This window comes from Paenibacillus polysaccharolyticus, from assembly GCF_900102085.1.
In the GTDB taxonomy this organism is placed as follows: domain Bacteria; phylum Bacillota; class Bacilli; order Paenibacillales; family Paenibacillaceae; genus Paenibacillus; species Paenibacillus polysaccharolyticus.
Genome location: NZ_FMVM01000019.1, coordinates 15,820 through 33,948, shown reverse-complemented (window position 1 = coordinate 33,948; position 18,129 = coordinate 15,820). Strand labels below are relative to the sequence as shown.

Here is an 18,129-nt window from a genome sequence, read left to right as displayed (position 1 = left end):
CCGCTCACACAAATTAATGTGCAAACGGGCATTTCATTGGTGTATTCCCTGCCTGTGACTGTTTGGCTTCATCGGACGCATGCTCTCGGTCGTTTTGATGATCCATGTTCTCATGGTGCTTATGGTGTTGCTCACTTATACCGACATCTGAGGCAACAGCCATCCCATCTTGAAACCTGTATGCAGGGTCCTGATGAAAAAAGTTCGGCTTCACAATCTCATTAAGGTAGGAACTGTGAAAAATATGAGTAGTAGCTGGGGACACTGGTGGAATCAGCCACACCCAGTCTCCGGTCAGCTCGCGTCCAGCCTTTTCTTCCCGCTGTTCAAACAGAGCAAACTGCGATGCAGCTGTATGGTGGTCCACGATACTCACGCCGGCCTTCTTAAAAGAATGTAGCACAGCCACATTAAGCTCCACCAGTGCTCGGTCTCTCCACAGTGTCGTTTCACTCGACGTGTTTAACCCTAGTGCAGCAGCTACATCTGGCAACTTGTTATATCGGAATGTATCGGCAAAGTTTCGCGCTCCGATCTCCGTTTCCATATACCAACCGTTAAACGGCGCAGCCGGGTAGTTAATGCCTCCGATCTCGACCCGCATATCCGCAATCATTGGCACACCGTACCAACGCAGGCCGAGTTCAGCAATCTCCACTCGCTCCGGGTGCTCAATCTGCACTTCGATGATCTCCTGCTCTGGTATTACATACCACTCTGGGGCCTGTCCTTGAGCTTGAATAATGATCGGCAACACATCATAATCGCCTCCAGCTCCCTGCCAGCCGAGGGAATTGGCCGCTTTGGTCAGTTCAATGGAAGCAGGATCACCCACAATGCCTTGCGCTGTCTCATATCCAGCATAACGGATCAACTGATGATTCCAGATACGGATGGGGGCTCCAACTGGGCCTTCTGGCGGCAAGAGGGTAATCGTCGGGATGATCTTGCCTCCGTTTGAAGCGTTATGGATATGATCCAGTACGGCCTGCGCAGCCACTCCTGCGGTATCAGCATGACGTGCATCCACAATGCGCAGCTTGTCCCAAAACAGCCGCCCGATACAGCGGTTGCTGTTCCGCCATGCCATTTTGCAGCCATGTTCCAGTTCCTCTGCAGTATGGGTATAGGTTCCCGTTTTGTCCATCTCTTGCTTAATGGCAATAAGCCGGGCCTCTGCGTCTTTACGCGTATGGCCCAGCTCTTCATAACTAGTATATATAAACCGTTCAGCTTCTTCCTGCAATCGATCCAGGTCTGTCCGCATTTCTCATTCCACCATTCTGTACATCTTGGATGCCATTATTATACGGGAAGCACACCGGATTTGTAAGCGAACGGGATGTTTGTTCACGGACTCTACATATCGTTGTCAGGACACAGGTTAGCCTAGATTATTTGCCCAAAAATGCGTTTAACATCCAGATCTCTTTATCCAGCGCAGCAGTGAATCCGATCATCATGTCTTCTGTCGCATTGTCTTCTGCTTCTCCAGCTTCATGAATGCCTTGGCGAATCACATCAAGCATTGCATTCAGATCGGCAACAACATGTTCAACCATCTCTTCAGCAGACAGTTGTCCTTGTGCCTCCGCAATTGGGGACAGGCGAAGTTGTTCTGCAATCGTTGCTACAGGACGACCACCAATGGTCAGAAGACGCTCAGCAACCTCGTCCATATTCGCTGTAGCCAAGTTGTACAGTTCTTCAAATTTGGCGTGAAGTGTGAAGAAGTGTGGTCCTTTGACATACCAATGGAAGTTGTGCAACTTCGTGTAAAGGACAGACCAACCTGCGATCTGACGGTTCAATACCGCTTGAAGTTTAGCTGTGTTTGTTACAGAAGTGTTTGGGTTAGTTTGGATTGTACTCATGGAATTTATCCCCTTTCGAATATCTCATTTTAGTTTTGTTTGTCATATGATTTGTTTGGTATCGCTTCGTTATTCTTTTCTTTTAATTTAGACTTAATCTAAATCTTGTTTTAATTATAGCACTGACTATATACTTTGAAAAGAGCTTTGAGCTCTCTTCCAAATGAAGATTCCATGAAGCCGGGCTTCATGATGAACTTTTGGGTGCTTCCACTATGAACAAGGCTGCTCATGTAGTTATACCGCCAACCTTACCGACCTTCAGTGAACATTCTCACACGTCTGAGTGAAAACAAAAAAACAGCCCTTCATCTGCAATCACAGATGACAGGACTGAATGCCTTGTTAGAACATGATCATTATTTAGTTAATTCTTAGAAGTGCTTCGATTCTCCGAGTTCCCGCCTATGAACGAACCTGTTCAAACGTAAGAAGATGACTGATTTCCTCGTAGTTCCGTGCCGTAAAATGAGGTTGATGATCCGATTCGGGCGATGCCTCACGGTGATTAAACCAGATGATCTTCCAGCCTGCATCCACCGCTCCGGCAACATCGTTGCGCCACGAATCTCCAATATAGTAGCTATGATCTGCTGTTGTTCCTGTCTGCTTGTTCACATGCTCAAACAGTCTGCCGTCCGGTTTCGCATAACCGACTTCACCGGAAATAAAGACCAGTTGCTCGTCCACCAGACCGAACGCATCTAGCGCTTCTAACTTACGCCGCTGATGCTGACCTTCTCCATTCGTAATCAGCCCCACCGTATGTCCCTCCGCTTGAAGTCTGCGAATCAGATCATATGCTCCTTGGAAGGGAGTAATCTGAAACTGTCTGGTCAAATACCTTCGTTGCAGTTCTTGCGCTTGTCCAGGCTGCAGTTCAATCCCAAAATCAGCCATCGTTAGCTCGAATCTACGGCATCTCATACGCTCTACTGCATCCGGTTCAGGAACCGCCGAAAGGTCTTCCTGTGCAGACAGCCAGTCGCTGTAATAGCGAAATCGATGATACGCCAGCGCATAATCAAACGATTCCGGCAATCCGAGCACTTCCTCCAATGCTCCCCGAAGCGGCTGTAAGTGATCATATAAGGTATCATCTAGATCGAAAAATATGGCTTTAGTTGTATTATTGCTCTCCATCATGGATGCTTCCCCCTGCTTCTAATCTGCTCTCAAGTCAAACTGTTCTCTTATTACTACTATATATGTAGTGGAGAAGTCCGTCCAAACCCACTTAGATGATTTTACGTAAAAATGCCCCCTACTTACCACCCATCGTGGTGAAGTGAGAGAGCATTCTTAATTAAATCTCTGGAGATGCCCGGGGAGGTACTCCTTGAACGACATCATCGGATTTAACGTACATCACCAGAATCGGCTGGCTACACTGGAAGTATTCAAACTGATGTACTGGACATATCTCTTGCTGAGCGTTTCTCGGTGCGAACCAGACTAAAGACCAGATAGACCAATACCACCATTTGCGGCACGAAGGTCTCCCATGTAGGATACATGCCAAGCCAGCTTAGGGCAGGGAACTCATGTGCTACATGTGCAGAAAGCGTGGCCGATACCTGCAGGGCATGAATACTCTCGCCCAGAAAACGAAAGACCAGATAATAGATCAATAGCGTAGCCGTGAGGAAAAACCAGCGCACCGGCAGACGCACGCTGAATTGAATAATCGCTATGGCCAGAATAACCAGGATCACCAAGGCTATGCCCACCCCCATGAACAACTGGGATAGCTGAATGGAAGGAGCCATGCCGATGTAAAAAATAGTGGTTTCCGCACCTTCTCTTAATATGGCAAGACCAGCGACGGCAAACAAAGACCATAAACTTCCGCGTGCAAGGGCTCCTCCAACCTGGCGTTCTACATAACTGTTCCATGAGCGGGCGTTTGATTTGTTATGCATCCATTGTCCAACGGTCAACATCAGAACCACTGCCGCAAGACCCGTATACCCTTCAATCATCTCGCGTGTACTGCCTGAAGACGCCGCAGCCAGCAGCAGTGTTAGCACCACAGCCAGCCCTACACTCAAGAGTAAACCGCTACCCGCCCCAGCCCAAATCCATCGCCGCGCAGCAACTTGCCCGCTCTTCTTGGCATAGGCCAGCAAAGCAGCCAGTACCAGAATCGCCTCCAGTCCTTCACGAAGAAGAATTAAGGCTGCATCCCATGCAGTATAAGACGTTGTTTCCGTTAAAGGTTCCAACCGCTCTATCATTCGGGATACCACTACTGTTGCTTTCGATGTATTCGGTGGACTGGAGACCAGGTAGCCGGATGCTTCCGTCATCTCATTCTCGATTGCGGTATACGATGCAGGCGAAGAGATCTGCACCTGTCCTTCGACGGAAGGCCAAGCAACAATAAACTGTTCCATGCCTGTAGCCGCTCCGGTGCTATCCCCGGCCTGAATCTGCTGTTGCACCTTTTCCAGCAATTGCAGCAGATCAGCCAGCGATGCAGAACCAGCGTTGACTGCTTCTTTATCCAGTTCCCCATCCTTGAGTGTCCCCATACTGTAATCCGTCAGAAGCGTCACCATTTCGTTCATTTGCTGGATGGCCTGTGTTTCCTTGCGCGGTTCAGCTTGCATGGCAATCCGAATCAGGCTCATCTGTTTCTCAAGCTGGCTGTATACGCCAAAATGGTCCTTGCGAATCGGTGCTTCCGTACCTTTCCAGGCAGTAACGATTCGTTTATACGTGCGCTCTGCCAGTGGCCAGTCTCCGTTTTGCATTGCGACAAGACTACTTCGGGAATCCGGAAGTAAACGTGTTGCCGCCTTCCGGCCTGCGTCACTGCCACCTTCTACACTTTGGAAGGCTTCTACGTATGCATTGACTGCTCTTGCAAGGTCTGCCAGTGCACTTTTGGCTGCGTCGGCATCGCTACCCTTCAACACATCTTGAACCTTGGTGAGTGCATCGTTAACGGTAGTAATTAAACCTGCGATCTGCTCTGCATTTTGCTCCGGTTTCAGTTGTCCGGCTTGTTGCCATAACACCTGAAAATCGGATACATCCCGAATGGCATCTTCCAGCTTGCCCTGGCCTGCTTCCACCAGCGCGCTTCCTACCGGAGGAAGCAGAGCATGCAACTGATCCGTTTTCGCGCTTTTCTGTGGTACAGCGGACGCAGCTGCAGCTGACGCATATGAAGCTTTTCCAGAAGCATAAGCAGTAGTCTCCTCAAAGGCAAGGCCGCGTCCACCAAAAACATAATCAACATGTTTGAACAGGCCTCCTCCCATCCATGAAAAAGAATAGATGAGGCCAACGAGTAAAGATAATGTAATGCGTAATGGTAATGTGATGCGTAGCAATCTCATATCGTTTTGCCCCTTAATCCGTGACCATTTGGATGTGAACTTCGATGTAAACTCATCAGCATTAGAACAATGTCTCCCCGATATATCCACCCTGTTTGCACCCGGGAAAACAGGCAAAGACGGCACTGCCCACATGCACCGTATATTCATTCAGTTTGTCACTCTTCGCCAGCCGTGTCTGGATCGGGATAAACTGCTTGTCCAGATCCCGCTGGTAGCTAATAAACAGCAAGCCTGCGTCGAGCTGGCCTGTTTTGGCATCGAGGCCGCTCGAATACGAGTACGAGCGGCGCAAGATCAGTTGACTCCCGTCTCCCTTGGCGAGCCGCAGATGCGATGTTGCCGGGATTAAGGGCTGTCCATCGGTGGATCTCGCCTGCAGATCCACCGGGTCGAATTCTCCACGGCTGCCAATCGGCGCGCCGCTATCACGGTGGCGACCAAACGTCGCCTCCTGATCCTTCAAGGTGGAGCGGTCCCAGACCTCCACACGCATGCGCACCCGGCGGACGGCCATGTAGCTGCCGCCGGCCATCCACCCCGGACCGTCACTCGGCTGCGCCCAGACGGTCTGATCCATGAGCACGGCATCCATAGTATCCGGATTGCCGGTGCCGTCTTTGAAGCCGAGCAGATTGCGCGGTGTTCCACCCGCGGGGTCGGCTCGGCCTGTGCGCTGGAAGCCCTCCTGGGTCCAGCGCAGCACCGCATGCCCTCGCGCAATACGCGCGAGGTTGCGGATCGCATGGAAGGCGACCTGCATATCGTCTGCGCAGACTTGCACGCACAGGTCGCCACCACACCACTTCGGGTCCAGCGCATCCCCGGCAAATGCCGGCAGGTCACGCAGTCCCCGCGGCTTCGGTCCCTTCAAGCCGAAGCGCCCGTCAAACAAAGACGGCCCCACACCAAACGTCAACGTGGTACGTGACGGTGTCAGGCCTGCCGCCTCCCCCGTATCGGTGGGGGGCGTATTCAGCGTGGTGTTGTGCTCGCCGATCATCTGTCCGGAAGCCATGGCAGCCGAGGCTGCCGTCCAGTCCCGGAACAGACGGCGAAGCTCTTCCACGCTGCCTGCGGTAACGTCAAACGCCGCAAAGCAGATAAAATCCTGCGCGGGCGTAATAATGCCTGCCTGATGCTTGCCATAGAAAGGCAATCCCTTATCAGCCGCCGCAGGTTCTACAGCGGCGACAGAAGAGCCTTTGCGGCCCAGCGCCATCAGTCCGCCTGCGCCGCCCCCGCCAATAAGCAGACCAAGCCCGGCTACGCCGGTCAGCTTCAGCATTTCACGCCGTGACAACGGCTTTTTCAGCGAATCCTGCTTGTTCTCCGTCATCGTTCTACACTCCCAGTACCTGTCCCATATTGGACAGCGGCTCCGCGAGCGCATCGAGATTCTGGCTTAGCTTGCGCACATCCTCATCCTTCAACTTCTTGTAAGAAACGTACCCGTCACCTTCCTTGAAAGGAGCCAGTTCTTTCTCCAGCGCATCGAATCGATCCGCAATCTGTTGGTTCAACTCTTTGTCCTTGGATGCCAGATCATCCTTCAGCAAGTTGTAAATCTCGCGTGCTCCTTCTACATTCGCCGCAAAATCATACAGATCCGTATGCGAATACCGTTCCTCTTCCCCGGTCACCTTGCTGGAAGATACCTCGTTCAGTAGTTCGACCGCACCCGTGACCATCAGACTTGCATCGATATCCATCGTTTCCACTTTAGCCCGTAGCAGCTTCGCATCACTGAGCAGTGTGTCTGCATATTCGCTCATGCCGTCGGTTGTTTTGTCTGCCCATAATGCTTTCTCAATCCGGTGAAAACCACGCCAGTCTGCAGCTTCAACGTCACCATCACGTGCATCAATGTTAGGGTCCAGATCACCTAGCGCCTCCGCTACCGGTTCAATCCGTTCATAATACATACGTGCCGGGGCATATAACGACTTGGCCTTTTCTAAGTCTCCAGCCTTCACCGCATCCGTAAACTTCTCGGTTTCCTTCACAAACGCATCAATCTGCTCTACGGCAAACGTACGATACCCCTCTACCGCAACAGAGTAATCTGCAACAGTTGCCTCTTGGCCTCCCTTGCTTGTATCCTGAGATGCTGTTTGAGCTTCACTCGTTACAGCTGTCTTCTCAGATGCCTTGTTCAAAGCCGCCCCATCATTGCCACACGCTGCAAGCAGCACCGAAGTCACCATCACGACAGCTGGCAAAGTCACACTTTTTCTCATTCTCAACACGAACACTCCCCTATGAACGCAGTAATTAGGCAACAAACCCTTCAAACAATCCTTTACCGATACAGGAACGTCGAGCAGACATACAAATATCGCTCTTGACCCTAGCTTTTAATTGATAATGATTATCAATTTCGATAATGACATCATAATTCCGCCCCATCTTTATGTCAATATGAAAATATGGCAGGTTATTACGCCTGTTTCATTAGGTTTATTTTGGGTATTTAATTCTGCGATCCATAGACAAAGTTCGTCATAGAACGTTAAAATGAGACACAATGTTAACTTGTTCCATAATTTAAGAAATTGGAGGCTTATGAACATGAAATGCCAAGTATGTAATCATGAAAATGGAGATGCCCAGTTTTGCGAGAAGTGCGGCTCTAACCTGACGGGAACCCATGCTTCTTCTGATCCTGTGGATTCCGTAACACGCACAGATTCAGCTTCCGCTGACTCGGAATACACGCATTGGTCCAGCAACAAGGAATCTGCTTCTCATCAACCAGAACCTACACGCTCTTCTTCGGATTCACCTGTACCATCGCTTGTAAAAGAAACAGCAACGGTACATTCCAGTAATCATGAAGCTCCTGATCACGATACTAACCAAGGTAGCACAGGAAATCAGTGGAACAACTTCGTTCAGAATGAAAAAGTACAGCAAGCCAAAGAAGTAAGCAAACAATACCTGACCTATTTCCTCAGCGTACTGGCTCGTCCGTATCAATCGATGAAAACCGTCGGTGAACAGCATGCCCTAAATGGGTGGCTAACGATGGCATTGTTTGCTGTATTAACCTCTACATATGTTCTGATCACATTTGGCCGCCTCGGTGCGGAAGGCATATTTGTTAGCGGATTTTTGCGCCCTCTCCTGTTTTCAGCTATTATTCTGGTTGCTGCTGTTGCGCTCATCTATGGTGTACTTAAGCTGGAACGGATTACGTTCCGTCCCAAAATTCTGGTTGCCCAGTTCGGAACCTTGCTGGTCCCTGCAATCGCTACGCTTCTGCTCGCTAACTTGATGATTGTGATCTCCTACTCGTTCGCGATCTCCCTACTGGTGCTGTCGTATATTATGGTGTTTGTTGCGATGAATACGGTGCTGTTCCAGCATCCGCTCAATCGGACCAAAGCTGCCATTGACAGCACGTACAGCGTGTTGATTGTGAATGCTGTATTGTTTTACTTAATGTACCGTTTGTTATTTTCGACTATAGCTGGCTTACTTAGCCCGTTATTTTCGCCGTTTGGACGCTTGTAAATTCGTTTCTTCTACTTAAGATTGCTGAAATGGAGACTTCTCCCGATTGTGGGGGGAGTCTTTTTCATTTGCGAAAGGCAACGTTGCGCGGATCATATTCCATACACTATAATGTGTAGTGTAAAAAATATGTTTGTATTTACTTATATGAGCCAGCATTTAGTTGAAGTCACTTTGCTCTACTGTTTTTTCTTTGTTTCTTGCTTGGTTTTTAATGTTTATTAGCTTGTCTGTATGTTTTCTTTATGTTGCTTCACCTTTAACACTACGATATGTAGTGTAAATATTCATTATTTGTTGACGAAAGCGGAGGAATTCGAATGGACATGACCCACATGGATCATATGCAAATGGAACAACAAACGGGGACCTCATATCTATGGCTGATTGTTGGAGCCGCCCTGCTGCTACTCTCGATTGCCGCCTATATCTGGGCATCACGTACGCGCGGCAAAATTCTTAGCCACATGAAAAAGAATGAGCGAGCAGCTATTCAGAAGAAAAGCCGCTCGCTCCGGCTCACAGCACATGCCTTGATCGCTGTATCCATCGTAGCCTTCGGCGTATTTTTCCTTCAAGGTGCCGGAAAGACATACGATGTAGCCGACCTCCCGAACAATGCAACCATCAATGTGACGGATGACAAATATTATGGGGCCACCCACACCGAGGAGCCGATCCAGTATGAAATGAAAATACCGACATCGGGGCCACATAATCCGCATGATATCCAATTTGGCTTTTATACGGACTTCCCGGGGTATCCTTATCTAGTTCATAACATGGAGCATGGAGACATCATCATCTATTATCGTGAAAATGCCAGTGATGAACTGAAGGAACATCTCCAATATCTCGCAAAATTTCGCCAAGCCGGGTCAGGCATTCTTGCCGTACCCAACAAAGATATTCCTGACGGCAGCGAGATCGTTGTGACCGCTTGGACCAAAACAATGAAGCTGGACAAGTTTGATGATGCCAAGGTAGGTACGTTTATCCATCGTTACATCAATCAGGGGCCTGAGAAGATCCCGCCATCCATTCGCCAAGGCGGCGGAACAATGTAGCTTAGCAAATTTAAATGTAACGATCTCCAGAAACCTTATCTTCTGAAAAAGGAGTGCTTAAGCTCAAAAAAATCCTTTTGAGCAAAAAAAGGGCTTTCAGGAATCGTTACATTTTCAACTGTTCAAAAAAGGAACAATTAGCGCTTCTCAGGATTGTTAGACCCCACAACTGAACGCAGCAGGACACCGCGACATAACATACCAGCGTCAACCTCTTCCCCCTCCCCTAATCCTTTCCTAATCATATGCCGATAAATTGAAGTAGAAATACATACATAACATATACGCTCACAAGGGGGAGCCATTGGAACAATGAATAGTTTGTTTATGCGAATTTTTTTGTTTTTTTCCTGTTTAATGCTGGCTGCTGGGGCCATTTTAGGCATCACGATGTATCGGGCATCTGCTCAATTGGTTGAACAATCCATGGGGATGCAGGCACAGGCTGTAGCTGAACGGGCAGCCGCTTTGATCGATACGACACTGTATGCTCCACTCAGCACGGGGCAGGACAAAACGGCGTATTACGATACGCTGCGCGCACAACTTAGCCAGTTGCGTGAAGCCAACGGACTCAAATATTTGTACACACTTGGCACACGCGAGGAAAGTGGAAAGGCTGCGTATTATTACGTGGTAGACGGGGCCGCGCCGGATGTAGCCGAGGATGATTTTTCCCCATACGGTACAAAAGAGGAAACACTGTACGATGGCATGCTTCAAGCCTTTGCACAAGACACATCGGTTCGCGGAGAGCTTACTCGGGATGACGATTACGGGGCTACGATTACCGCTTATGTACCGATTCATGGATCAGATGGCAAGATGTTAGGTATTGTAGGCGCAGATCTGGACTCTACCGCTGTCTATGCACTCATGTCGAGCAACCGCATCACGATGGTTTGGACAGCACTGGCGATTGTATTGCTCAGTGTATTGCTGGTGTATATTTTCGCACGTTATCTGACAAGGCCACTGGTGAAGCTGAAACAGCTCATTACCGAAGTTGGAAAAGGGGACCTCACCGTCAATGTGGAGCTTGGACGCAAGGACGAAATTGGCCAGCTCGCTTCCGAGTTCAAACACCTGGTCACGGATACCCGGCAAGTCATGACGGGCATTCGCCAAAGCTCGGATTCCTTGCTTCACGCCGCAGAAGGTGTATCCCGGCATTCCCAGGCAACAGCCGAGGCCAGTCAGCGGATTGCAGAGCACACGAATCATACTGCACAGGGGGCTTCCGAACAGGTGGTACGCGCTGGAGAAGTCACGGTAGCCATGGAAGAAATCACACGTAGCATGCAGCATATTGCTCATTCTTCTTCCAGAGTTGCCGACGTATCACAGCAGACAACAAACGAAGCCATTCAAGGACAGGCGAAGCTGGATACAGCCATCCGCAGCATGGACGGGATTCATCAGGCCAACGTACAGATGGCCGCATCGACGACCCAGCTTACGGATTACTCCAGCCAGATTGAATCGGTCGCCCACTTAATGAAAAATATTGCTTCACAGACGAATCTGCTCGCACTCAATGCCAGTATTGAAGCTGCCCGTGCAGGTGAACACGGTAATGGTTTCGCCGTTGTTGCTTCCGAGGTCCGCAAGCTTGCAGGAGAATCCGAGCAATCTTCACAACATGTAGCCGAGTTGATTGCCGAGATGACACGTCAGACCTCTTTGCTTGCAGAACATATGTCGGCAAGCACTACGGCGGTGCAATCCGGTCTGACTGTTGTGCAAGAGGCAGGTCAATCGTTCTCCTCCATTCATGGCGGCATTGAAACGATCAACGAGCGCCTGCATGAAGTGTCCGCAGCTTCTGAACAGCTGTCAGCAAGCTCAGAGGAAGTGTCGGCATCCATTGAAAACATGGAACACATCTCGCGAGAATCCTCATCCAGCATCCAGAAGGTATCGCAGGCTGCCGAAACGCAGCTACAATCCATGGGTGAGATCAGTGCTTCCGCAGAGTCACTGCGTGTTTTATCCAGCGAGCTGAATGGCCTGATCAGCCGCTTTAAGATCTAGTTCGGTGCCCGCTTGCTCCATACCAAAAAGCCGCATGGCAGTAATCCACATCATCGGGGTTCTCCCCGATCATCGGAACACAGCCTGCGGCTTTCTTTAGCTCTTACCTTTCTACCGATTCGTATCTTTGATGCGTATCGTAGAAAGGTCTTTTTATCTTACATGAAGGTCAGCCCTACGGCTGCCGATCATTAGTAACGCTGCGGAGCAGCTTTTTTCCCCAAATCCGTCATGTATGTGAAAAATGCTTCCGGATCTGTATCATACACCAGTTGCACCGGACGTCCGTCCGCCTGCTCCACCGTGCGGCCTTGGCTCGGGCCATCCGGAATGACGATGCAATTCACGGTTTTTTTCTTCACGATGTCCTCGCGGCCTACGGAAGCCGTAGTCAGCACATCCCACAGATAATACGTGGAGTTGGTCTCACTGTACACCAGTGGCGGACATCCTGCATAACAGTTCCCCAGGAAATCCACACCTTCGAAGCGGCGTTCTGCTGCCCAGCGGTTACGGACTGCGGGTGTAAGAGGTACTTTGTTTGTGCTTTCGAGTGCGACCAGATCAATCTGGATGCCGCTCTGCCATACGCGATAAGCTGCTTCCGGGTCCCAGAATACGTTCCATTCCGCCGTACCGTCATGCTCCGGCTCTTCTACGTTTCCGCGTTCAAATGTACCGCCCATCCATACCAGCTTGTCGATTTTCTCTTCAATGTCCGGTGCTTCGTCCAGCGCACGCGCGAGGTCCGTCAGCGGGCCTGTGAACAACAACAGCGTTTTGCCTTCGGTATTGCGTACTTTCTCAATCAGATGCTGATGCGCAGGAATAGCGGAGAGCGGCGCTTCCATTTTGCCGGATTCATTCAGCACAGGCAGTGCATCTACATAGAATGAGTGCAGTCTCCATGCAGCTGGAAACGGGTTTTTGCCTCTGGAATTGGATTTAGCCACTTCAATAGAATACGTCCCGAAACGATCGATAATTTTACGGCTCGCATCGGTTGCCGGCTCCAAATATCCGTCTGCCGGAATAACCGATACACCGGTTACGTTTACATTGTCCATTTGCAGAAGCATAAACAGCGATACGAGATCATCCACGCCGCCGTCATGATTGAAATACACATTCAGTTTGTTCGTCATGCTTGCTTTCATCCTTCCTCTGGTTACCCCATTGATGTGAACTTGTCCGTCTGCCCAAGGCCGACGCTTCTTCTATTATGTCCCATAACCCTAAGCCGAGTAAACCTTCCACACCCAAAGAATCCCGTATCTATAGCATTCCCTGCGCATTTTTACCAGCTTATCCATTCCATCTCAGACATACATACCCAAGGCTCTCGCCTCTGGTAAAAAGAAAGATGGACCACGGGCATCAAGCCCCGCCGTCCATCTGCCCCTCCTCCTGAATTACAGGGATCGGGTTGGTTTCTTCTCTTGCTTCTCGGCAATCTCCGTATACTTGCCTGGCCAGAAAGCCCATTTGCCCAGCAACGCTGTAATCGCTGGCACCATGAACGGACGAACCAGGAACGTATCGAGCATAACACCTACCGCGGTAATAATCCCGAACTGCACCAGCACCTGAATCGGCAATGTTGCCAGAACGGCGAACGTACCCGCCAGAATCAGACCTGCAGAGGTAATGACCGACCCCGTCTCGCCTACACCTTCTCTAATCGCCTGGCGAAGCGGCATCGTTTTGCGTTTCTGCCAGATGCTTGAGATCATGAAGATGTTATAATCCTCGCCCAGTGCCACAAGGAAGACAAAGGAGTACAGCGGGATGGCTCCCTGAATCGCTTCTGCTCCAAGTCCATAGTGGATAATGATCCAGCCTAGGCCCAGTGCGGAGAAATACGACAGGACTACAGTGACAATCAGGTATGCGGTCGCAACAACCGAGCGCAGATAGAGCAGCAGTAAGAGCGTAATCATACCGATCACGACCGGAATAATAATCTTCGCATCCCGCTCTCCAGCGACTTCGATATCATATTGTTCGGCAGTCTGTCCATCAATCCACACTTGTTGATCCACATTGGTAACTCCGGCGTCTTTCAATGCCGCTTCCGCCGTAGCCCGCAAGTCAGGAATATGCTGCATCGCTTCGATTGAGTAAGGATTGAGATTGAACTCTACGTTATACGCCGTAATGTTGGCATTCTCCGCGCCTTGCTGCGGGTCGCCCACCTTGCTGATATAATCCAGTGATTCGAGACGTGTTTTCAGATCTGTCTCTTTACCTCCGGCATCCACGATCACTTTAACTGGAGCGAGCTCTCCTTGCGAAAATTGCTCCCCAATAACCTTGAAGCCTTCACGCGAAGGTACATTTTCCGGGAAGGAAGATAACAAGTCGTACGTAAATTTCACTTGGGTTGAAAAAGTAGCCAGTCCACCGAGCAGCACTACCGTAATCGCCAGGACCGTCCAAGGTTTAGTCGTTACGATGCGTCCGATCCAGCTTTCACGGACTTTACGCGGAGCCGGAGCCGGTTTGCCTTTTTTCTTTGCCCGCTCCACTTCCATCTCGTGAGTACGTGGAACGAATGGATAGAATGATCCTCGTCCGAAGATGGCCAGCAGCGCCGGAACGAGCGTCAGACTTGCAATAAACATAATAAAGATGGATAAACTGAAAGGTACGGCAAAACGATGATATGCACCGTATTCAGCTAACAGCAATACAAGTAGAGCTGCGACAACCGTAAATCCACTCATCGCAATCGCGCCGGATGAACCGGTGATGGCTTGGAAGATCGCTTTCTTTTTATCCGGCTCATGATAGAGAATTTGACGGTATCTGGAGATCATGAACAAACAGTAGTCCGTACCTGCTCCGAAGAGTAATACAGTCATGATGGAGATCGACTGGGCGTCAACTGTGATCCAGCCTTGATCCGCCATAAATCCAAGAATCGGACTGGTGACCATATAGGCGAAGCCTACGGCAATAATCGGAATGATCGCTAGCACCGGTGAACGGTAGATCAGCAAGAGCAACACGAGTACAAGCACGACAGTTGCGATGAGCAGAGACACATCGGCGGATGAGAACAATCCGCTTGCATCAATCGATATGCCCACTGGTCCAGTTACGCGTGCAATTAACTTGCCTTCAGTATCTATAGCCGTATCAAATGGATTCATGCCGAAGATGGCTTTTGTTTTCTCCTCTAACCCTTCGACACCTGCCTTCAGTTGCTCTGAATCGGCATCTTTGTTGAAAAACAGCGGCATGACGATGGTGCTTCCGTCTTCCGAAAGCTGACCTTTAATCGCCTGCGGTGGCAGCTGATAGAGCGGTACAACCGACTGTTGCTGCTCCACCGGGTCTTGATCCAATCGCTCGGTTAACGCCTGAATCTGCTGGATCTGATCCTCTGTGAGTCCAGCAGAGTTACGCCAGACAATCAGCGCGGGTAAGCCCTCGCCGCCAGGGAATTCCTTTTTCGCCAAGGCAGCGGCCTGTACGGAAGGTTTTGAATCACTTAAATCTTGTGCGTTGTTGGTCTCACGCTGATTTACTGCGGGCCATACCATACCAAGTACAACCGCAATGATAATCCATACGAGCAGTGTCACCCATTTACTTCGTTTGCCCGCTACAAAGCGGCCATAACCTGAACCTTCCTGCATGGTCTATTCATCTCCCTAGTTTTGTTGAAATCCATCATACGAGAAATCTTTTTATCAAAAACAGCTTTTAAATTAATGTCATGGTATGGAAATGAACCATGGGTCATAATATAATTGAGTTAATTATATATACCGGAAGGTTAATTATGCAATCCCTAATTTTTTGAAAAGTCACAATACGTTATTTTATCCGTAAATGAGGTCGAGTATGATGAACAAAAAACCAAGAAAAGAAGCACGCCCGGCGCGTGCTCCAGGCAGACCCAAAACAGGTACAGATCAAGCTTCCGCCTACAATAACATCCTAATGACAGCCTCACGGCTGTTTATGGAATACGGATACGAAGCCGTTTCCCTTCAGCAGATCGCTTCGTTATGTCAGGTGACCAAAGCATCGATCTATTATCATTTTTCGAGCAAACCGGAACTGTTCACCATAGCCATTACCCGTATGATGGCGATGGGCATGCAGCAGACAACACTGCGGCTTGAAGAACCCGGCACGTTGTACGAACGGCTGGTCAACGTGGCAGCTGCCAAGATGCAACAGTCTCATGTGGATACGGAAACGATGATGCGTGAAGCCGAAACGTATCTGAATGCCGACCAGTTTGCTCAGATTCGGGATGCAGAACATCGTATCTTCGAAGTTCTCGCTACACATTTCCAGCGTGAGATGGACAACGGGTATTTGAGAGAAGCCAACCCCTTGTTGCTTGCTCAGGCCTTCACGTCCCTGTTGATGTTAGCCAACCGTGAAGATGTACGCCGTATGCACGATACGATTGCCGAACTGGCCGAGGAACTCGTCGGACTCTTTTTGAACGGAGCAGTTAAACATCCATAGGATGAGTAGACGTGTAAACACAACTTACCCTCTACTATTCCATGTGCGCATCTGGAGAACATTGAGTAAGGTTTCAATGATCGTTAAATCGGCCGAATTTGGCTAGAGTAACCTTGACTTAAATCAACAGAAAGTCTCCCATACACGCGCCAGCGCGGCAATGCCTGGCTCGATGTTCTCTGCTTCAATACCGGCAAATCCGATGATAAACTCTCTTTTGCCGTCAGCAGGAGCACTTCCTTCTGCCCACAGATAATCCGCCGAGGCCACACGTATACCCCCTTCTAACGCCGTAGCCACCATATTTCTGGCGGTATTCGGGTTGATCAGCCTTAATACCAGATGGAATCCGGCCTGTTCACCCTTAATCTCCATTCCGGGTTGACTACCGAAATGTTGCTGGATGGCCTGCACAGTCAAGTCATGTTTGCGTTTATACAGGTTGCGCATTTTACGAATATGTTTACCCAGCTCTCCGTCCCGCATGAATAACTCCAATGTCCGCTGATGCAGACGTGAAGCTGACTGTTCGAACAGAACCACTCGATAAACCTCGCCAAAATGAGGAACGAGTTCCTTCGGGAGAACCATGTAATGCACGCAAAAAGCAGGGGCAAGCACCTGAGAGAATCCTCCCATGTAGATAACAGGTGCGTTCTCCCGCAGTCCCTGCATCGAAGAAATAGGACGACCGGAATATCTGAATTCGCCGTCATAATCATCCTCAATCAGATAGGCCCCGGAACGTTCCGCCCAGTCCAGCAAGGCGAGTCTGCGGCTGATGGGCATCGGCATACCCATGGGAAACTGATGCGACGGGGATACACCAGCCAGTGACACATCTGCCTGATCCAGTTCATCCAGATTTATGCCTTCACTGTCCAGTGAGATTGGGATAATCTCATATCCATAATTCCGAAAGGTTCCAGGTAACAGGCGATACCCGGGGTTCTCCACAGCAATTGATCTAACCCCACCTTTGCGAAGCATCGTCTGTGTAAGCAAGGACATGAGCAGATGTTGCTCTGCACCTATCACAATCTGCCCAGGCGTACAGCGAACTCCTCTAAATTGTCCTAGATAGGCCGCAATCTCGTTGCGCAATCCCCACTCACCCTGCGGGTTTCCGTAAAACAATAAATCCTTGGACTCTTCACGCCAAACGCGGTTTGCGTACTGCTGCCATTTCATATAAGGAAACAGGCTAAAATCATTATGCGACATGTGAAAATCATAGGTAACATTCGTCACCGGACGCAAGCTCAGTAAATCTGGTGATACTACTGTAGAACCTGCCTGACCCTGTTTGTTATTTGTACGGGCATAGTTAACCCCTTTTTCATTTTCTGCCGTATGTATATCGGACTTCCCCAGTAACATATCGTGATAACCTTCAACAACAGCTCGAACGCGGTAACCTCTTCGCGGCTCGCTATATACGTATCCTTCCGCAATAAGTTGCTGGTATGCCGCTTCCACTGGTGTTGTGCTTATGCCCAGCAGTTCTGCCCATTTTCGTACAGAAGGAAGGCGGCTGTGTTCCACCAATTCCCCGCGGAAAATCTCCCGTTTGATATGATCCGAAAGCTGAATATAGACGGGTACACTGTCGCGCTCATCAAGTTTAGGTAATTGCATCATAACTGACTCACTCCATCTGTCCTTTTCATTTTGTTAAAACTGTATATTTGGAAGTATACAGTATTGGGATATACTCATGTCAGAAGCAAGGACTTAAAAACAATATTCAGGCGAAACAACACGCTAGATGCCTTACAGGCCCCACAAGTTTGCTTGAAT

The 18,129-nt window shown here is 49.5% G+C and carries 13 protein-coding genes; 4 read left to right on the top strand and 9 right to left on the bottom strand.

The window, feature by feature from the left end; genetic code table 11:
- Positions 1 to 13: 13 nt before the first annotated feature.
- From BLQ13_RS23390 to efeO, 6 genes are all read right to left on the bottom strand, one after another.
- Positions 14 to 1,267, bottom strand: coding sequence for a nitric oxide synthase oxygenase (locus BLQ13_RS23390; protein ID WP_090924105.1), 1,254 nt, complete (start codon positions 1,265 to 1,267; stop codon positions 14 to 16).
- Positions 1,268 to 1,394: 127 nt separating this feature from the next.
- Positions 1,395 to 1,874 carry a Dps family protein gene (locus BLQ13_RS23385; RefSeq protein ID WP_090924104.1) on the bottom strand — a complete coding sequence of 160 codons (480 nt, stop codon included), beginning with the start codon at positions 1,872 to 1,874 and terminating at the stop codon, positions 1,395 to 1,397.
- Positions 1,875 to 2,279: 405 nt separating this feature from the next.
- Positions 2,280 to 3,020, bottom strand: a complete 741-nt coding sequence (locus BLQ13_RS23380; protein WP_338060893.1) for an HAD family hydrolase — start codon at positions 3,018 to 3,020, stop codon at positions 2,280 to 2,282.
- A gap of 254 nt (positions 3,021 to 3,274) precedes the next feature.
- On the bottom strand, positions 3,275 to 5,221 hold the full coding sequence (locus BLQ13_RS23375) for an FTR1 family iron permease (protein WP_244159435.1): 1,947 nt from the start codon (positions 5,219 to 5,221) through the stop codon (positions 3,275 to 3,277).
- A 61-nt stretch (positions 5,222 to 5,282) separates the two neighbouring features.
- Positions 5,283 to 6,560: an iron uptake transporter deferrochelatase/peroxidase subunit gene (efeB, locus tag BLQ13_RS23370; RefSeq protein WP_090924103.1), complete on the bottom strand. Its 1,278-nt coding sequence runs from the start codon at positions 6,558 to 6,560 to the stop codon at positions 5,283 to 5,285.
- A 4-nt stretch (positions 6,561 to 6,564) separates the two neighbouring features.
- Positions 6,565 to 7,461: an iron uptake system protein EfeO gene (efeO, locus tag BLQ13_RS23365; protein WP_090924102.1), complete on the bottom strand. Its 897-nt coding sequence runs from the start codon at positions 7,459 to 7,461 to the stop codon at positions 6,565 to 6,567.
- Between the two features lie 331 nt (positions 7,462 to 7,792).
- Between efeO and BLQ13_RS23360 the strand changes: the two genes are divergently transcribed.
- The 3 genes from BLQ13_RS23360 to BLQ13_RS23350 all read left to right on the top strand — a co-directional run bounded on the left by BLQ13_RS23360 (position 7,793) and on the right by BLQ13_RS23350 (position 11,838).
- Positions 7,793 to 8,737: a zinc ribbon domain-containing protein gene (locus BLQ13_RS23360; protein WP_090924101.1), complete on the top strand. Its 945-nt coding sequence runs from the start codon at positions 7,793 to 7,795 to the stop codon at positions 8,735 to 8,737.
- A 320-nt stretch (positions 8,738 to 9,057) separates the two neighbouring features.
- Positions 9,058 to 9,804 carry a DUF3105 domain-containing protein gene (locus BLQ13_RS23355; RefSeq protein ID WP_090924100.1) on the top strand — a complete coding sequence of 249 codons (747 nt, stop codon included), beginning with the start codon at positions 9,058 to 9,060 and terminating at the stop codon, positions 9,802 to 9,804.
- A gap of 312 nt (positions 9,805 to 10,116) precedes the next feature.
- Entirely contained in the window at positions 10,117 to 11,838 is a 1,722-nt protein-coding gene (locus tag BLQ13_RS23350; protein ID WP_090924099.1) for a methyl-accepting chemotaxis protein, read from the top strand.
- A 191-nt stretch (positions 11,839 to 12,029) separates the two neighbouring features.
- On the opposite strand, the gene BLQ13_RS23345 is transcribed toward BLQ13_RS23350, so the two are convergent.
- Both BLQ13_RS23345 and BLQ13_RS23340 read right to left on the bottom strand, forming a co-directional pair.
- The gene (locus tag BLQ13_RS23345) at positions 12,030 to 12,983 is read right to left on the bottom strand and encodes a nucleoside hydrolase (RefSeq protein WP_090924098.1); all 954 of its coding nucleotides are present in this window, start codon (positions 12,981 to 12,983) and stop codon (positions 12,030 to 12,032) included.
- Between the two features lie 267 nt (positions 12,984 to 13,250).
- Entirely contained in the window at positions 13,251 to 15,482 is a 2,232-nt protein-coding gene (locus tag BLQ13_RS23340) for an MMPL family transporter (protein WP_090924097.1), read from the bottom strand.
- Positions 15,483 to 15,690: 208 nt separating this feature from the next.
- On the opposite strand from BLQ13_RS23340, the gene BLQ13_RS23335 reads away from it, so the two are divergent.
- Positions 15,691 to 16,329, top strand: coding sequence for a TetR/AcrR family transcriptional regulator (locus tag BLQ13_RS23335; protein ID WP_244159434.1), 639 nt, complete (start codon positions 15,691 to 15,693; stop codon positions 16,327 to 16,329).
- 123 nt (positions 16,330 to 16,452) lie between these two features.
- On the opposite strand, the gene pdxR is transcribed toward BLQ13_RS23335, so the two are convergent.
- Positions 16,453 to 17,970: a MocR-like pyridoxine biosynthesis transcription factor PdxR gene (gene pdxR, locus BLQ13_RS23330; RefSeq protein WP_090924096.1), complete on the bottom strand. Its 1,518-nt coding sequence runs from the start codon at positions 17,968 to 17,970 to the stop codon at positions 16,453 to 16,455.
- Positions 17,971 to 18,129: the final 159 nt, after the last annotated feature.

What these genes read in the sequence shown, in the direction of transcription:
- BLQ13_RS23345 (WP_090924098.1), bottom strand. Translation starts at nt 12,983, where the DNA reads ATGACGAACAAACTGAATGTGTATTTCAATCATGACGGCGGCGTGGAT.
- BLQ13_RS23390 (WP_090924105.1), bottom strand. Translation starts at nt 1,267, where the DNA reads ATGCGGACAGACCTGGATCGATTGCAGGAAGAAGCTGAACGGTTTATA.
- efeB (WP_090924103.1), bottom strand. Translation starts at nt 6,560, where the DNA reads ATGACGGAGAACAAGCAGGATTCGCTGAAAAAGCCGTTGTCACGGCGT.
- BLQ13_RS23375 (WP_244159435.1), bottom strand. Translation starts at nt 5,221, where the DNA reads ATGAGATTGCTACGCATCACATTACCATTACGCATTACATTATCTTTA.
- pdxR (WP_090924096.1), bottom strand. Translation starts at nt 17,970, where the DNA reads ATGATGCAATTACCTAAACTTGATGAGCGCGACAGTGTACCCGTCTAT.
- efeO (WP_090924102.1), bottom strand. Translation starts at nt 7,461, where the DNA reads ATGAGAAAAAGTGTGACTTTGCCAGCTGTCGTGATGGTGACTTCGGTG.
- BLQ13_RS23350 (WP_090924099.1), top strand. Translation starts at nt 10,117, where the DNA reads ATGAATAGTTTGTTTATGCGAATTTTTTTGTTTTTTTCCTGTTTAATG.
- BLQ13_RS23360 (WP_090924101.1), top strand. Translation starts at nt 7,793, where the DNA reads ATGAAATGCCAAGTATGTAATCATGAAAATGGAGATGCCCAGTTTTGC.
- BLQ13_RS23340 (WP_090924097.1), bottom strand. Translation starts at nt 15,482, where the DNA reads ATGCAGGAAGGTTCAGGTTATGGCCGCTTTGTAGCGGGCAAACGAAGT.
- BLQ13_RS23385 (WP_090924104.1), bottom strand. Translation starts at nt 1,874, where the DNA reads ATGAGTACAATCCAAACTAACCCAAACACTTCTGTAACAAACACAGCT.
- BLQ13_RS23380 (WP_338060893.1), bottom strand. Translation starts at nt 3,020, where the DNA reads ATGATGGAGAGCAATAATACAACTAAAGCCATATTTTTCGATCTAGAT.
- BLQ13_RS23355 (WP_090924100.1), top strand. Translation starts at nt 9,058, where the DNA reads ATGGACATGACCCACATGGATCATATGCAAATGGAACAACAAACGGGG.
- BLQ13_RS23335 (WP_244159434.1), top strand. Translation starts at nt 15,691, where the DNA reads ATGATGAACAAAAAACCAAGAAAAGAAGCACGCCCGGCGCGTGCTCCA.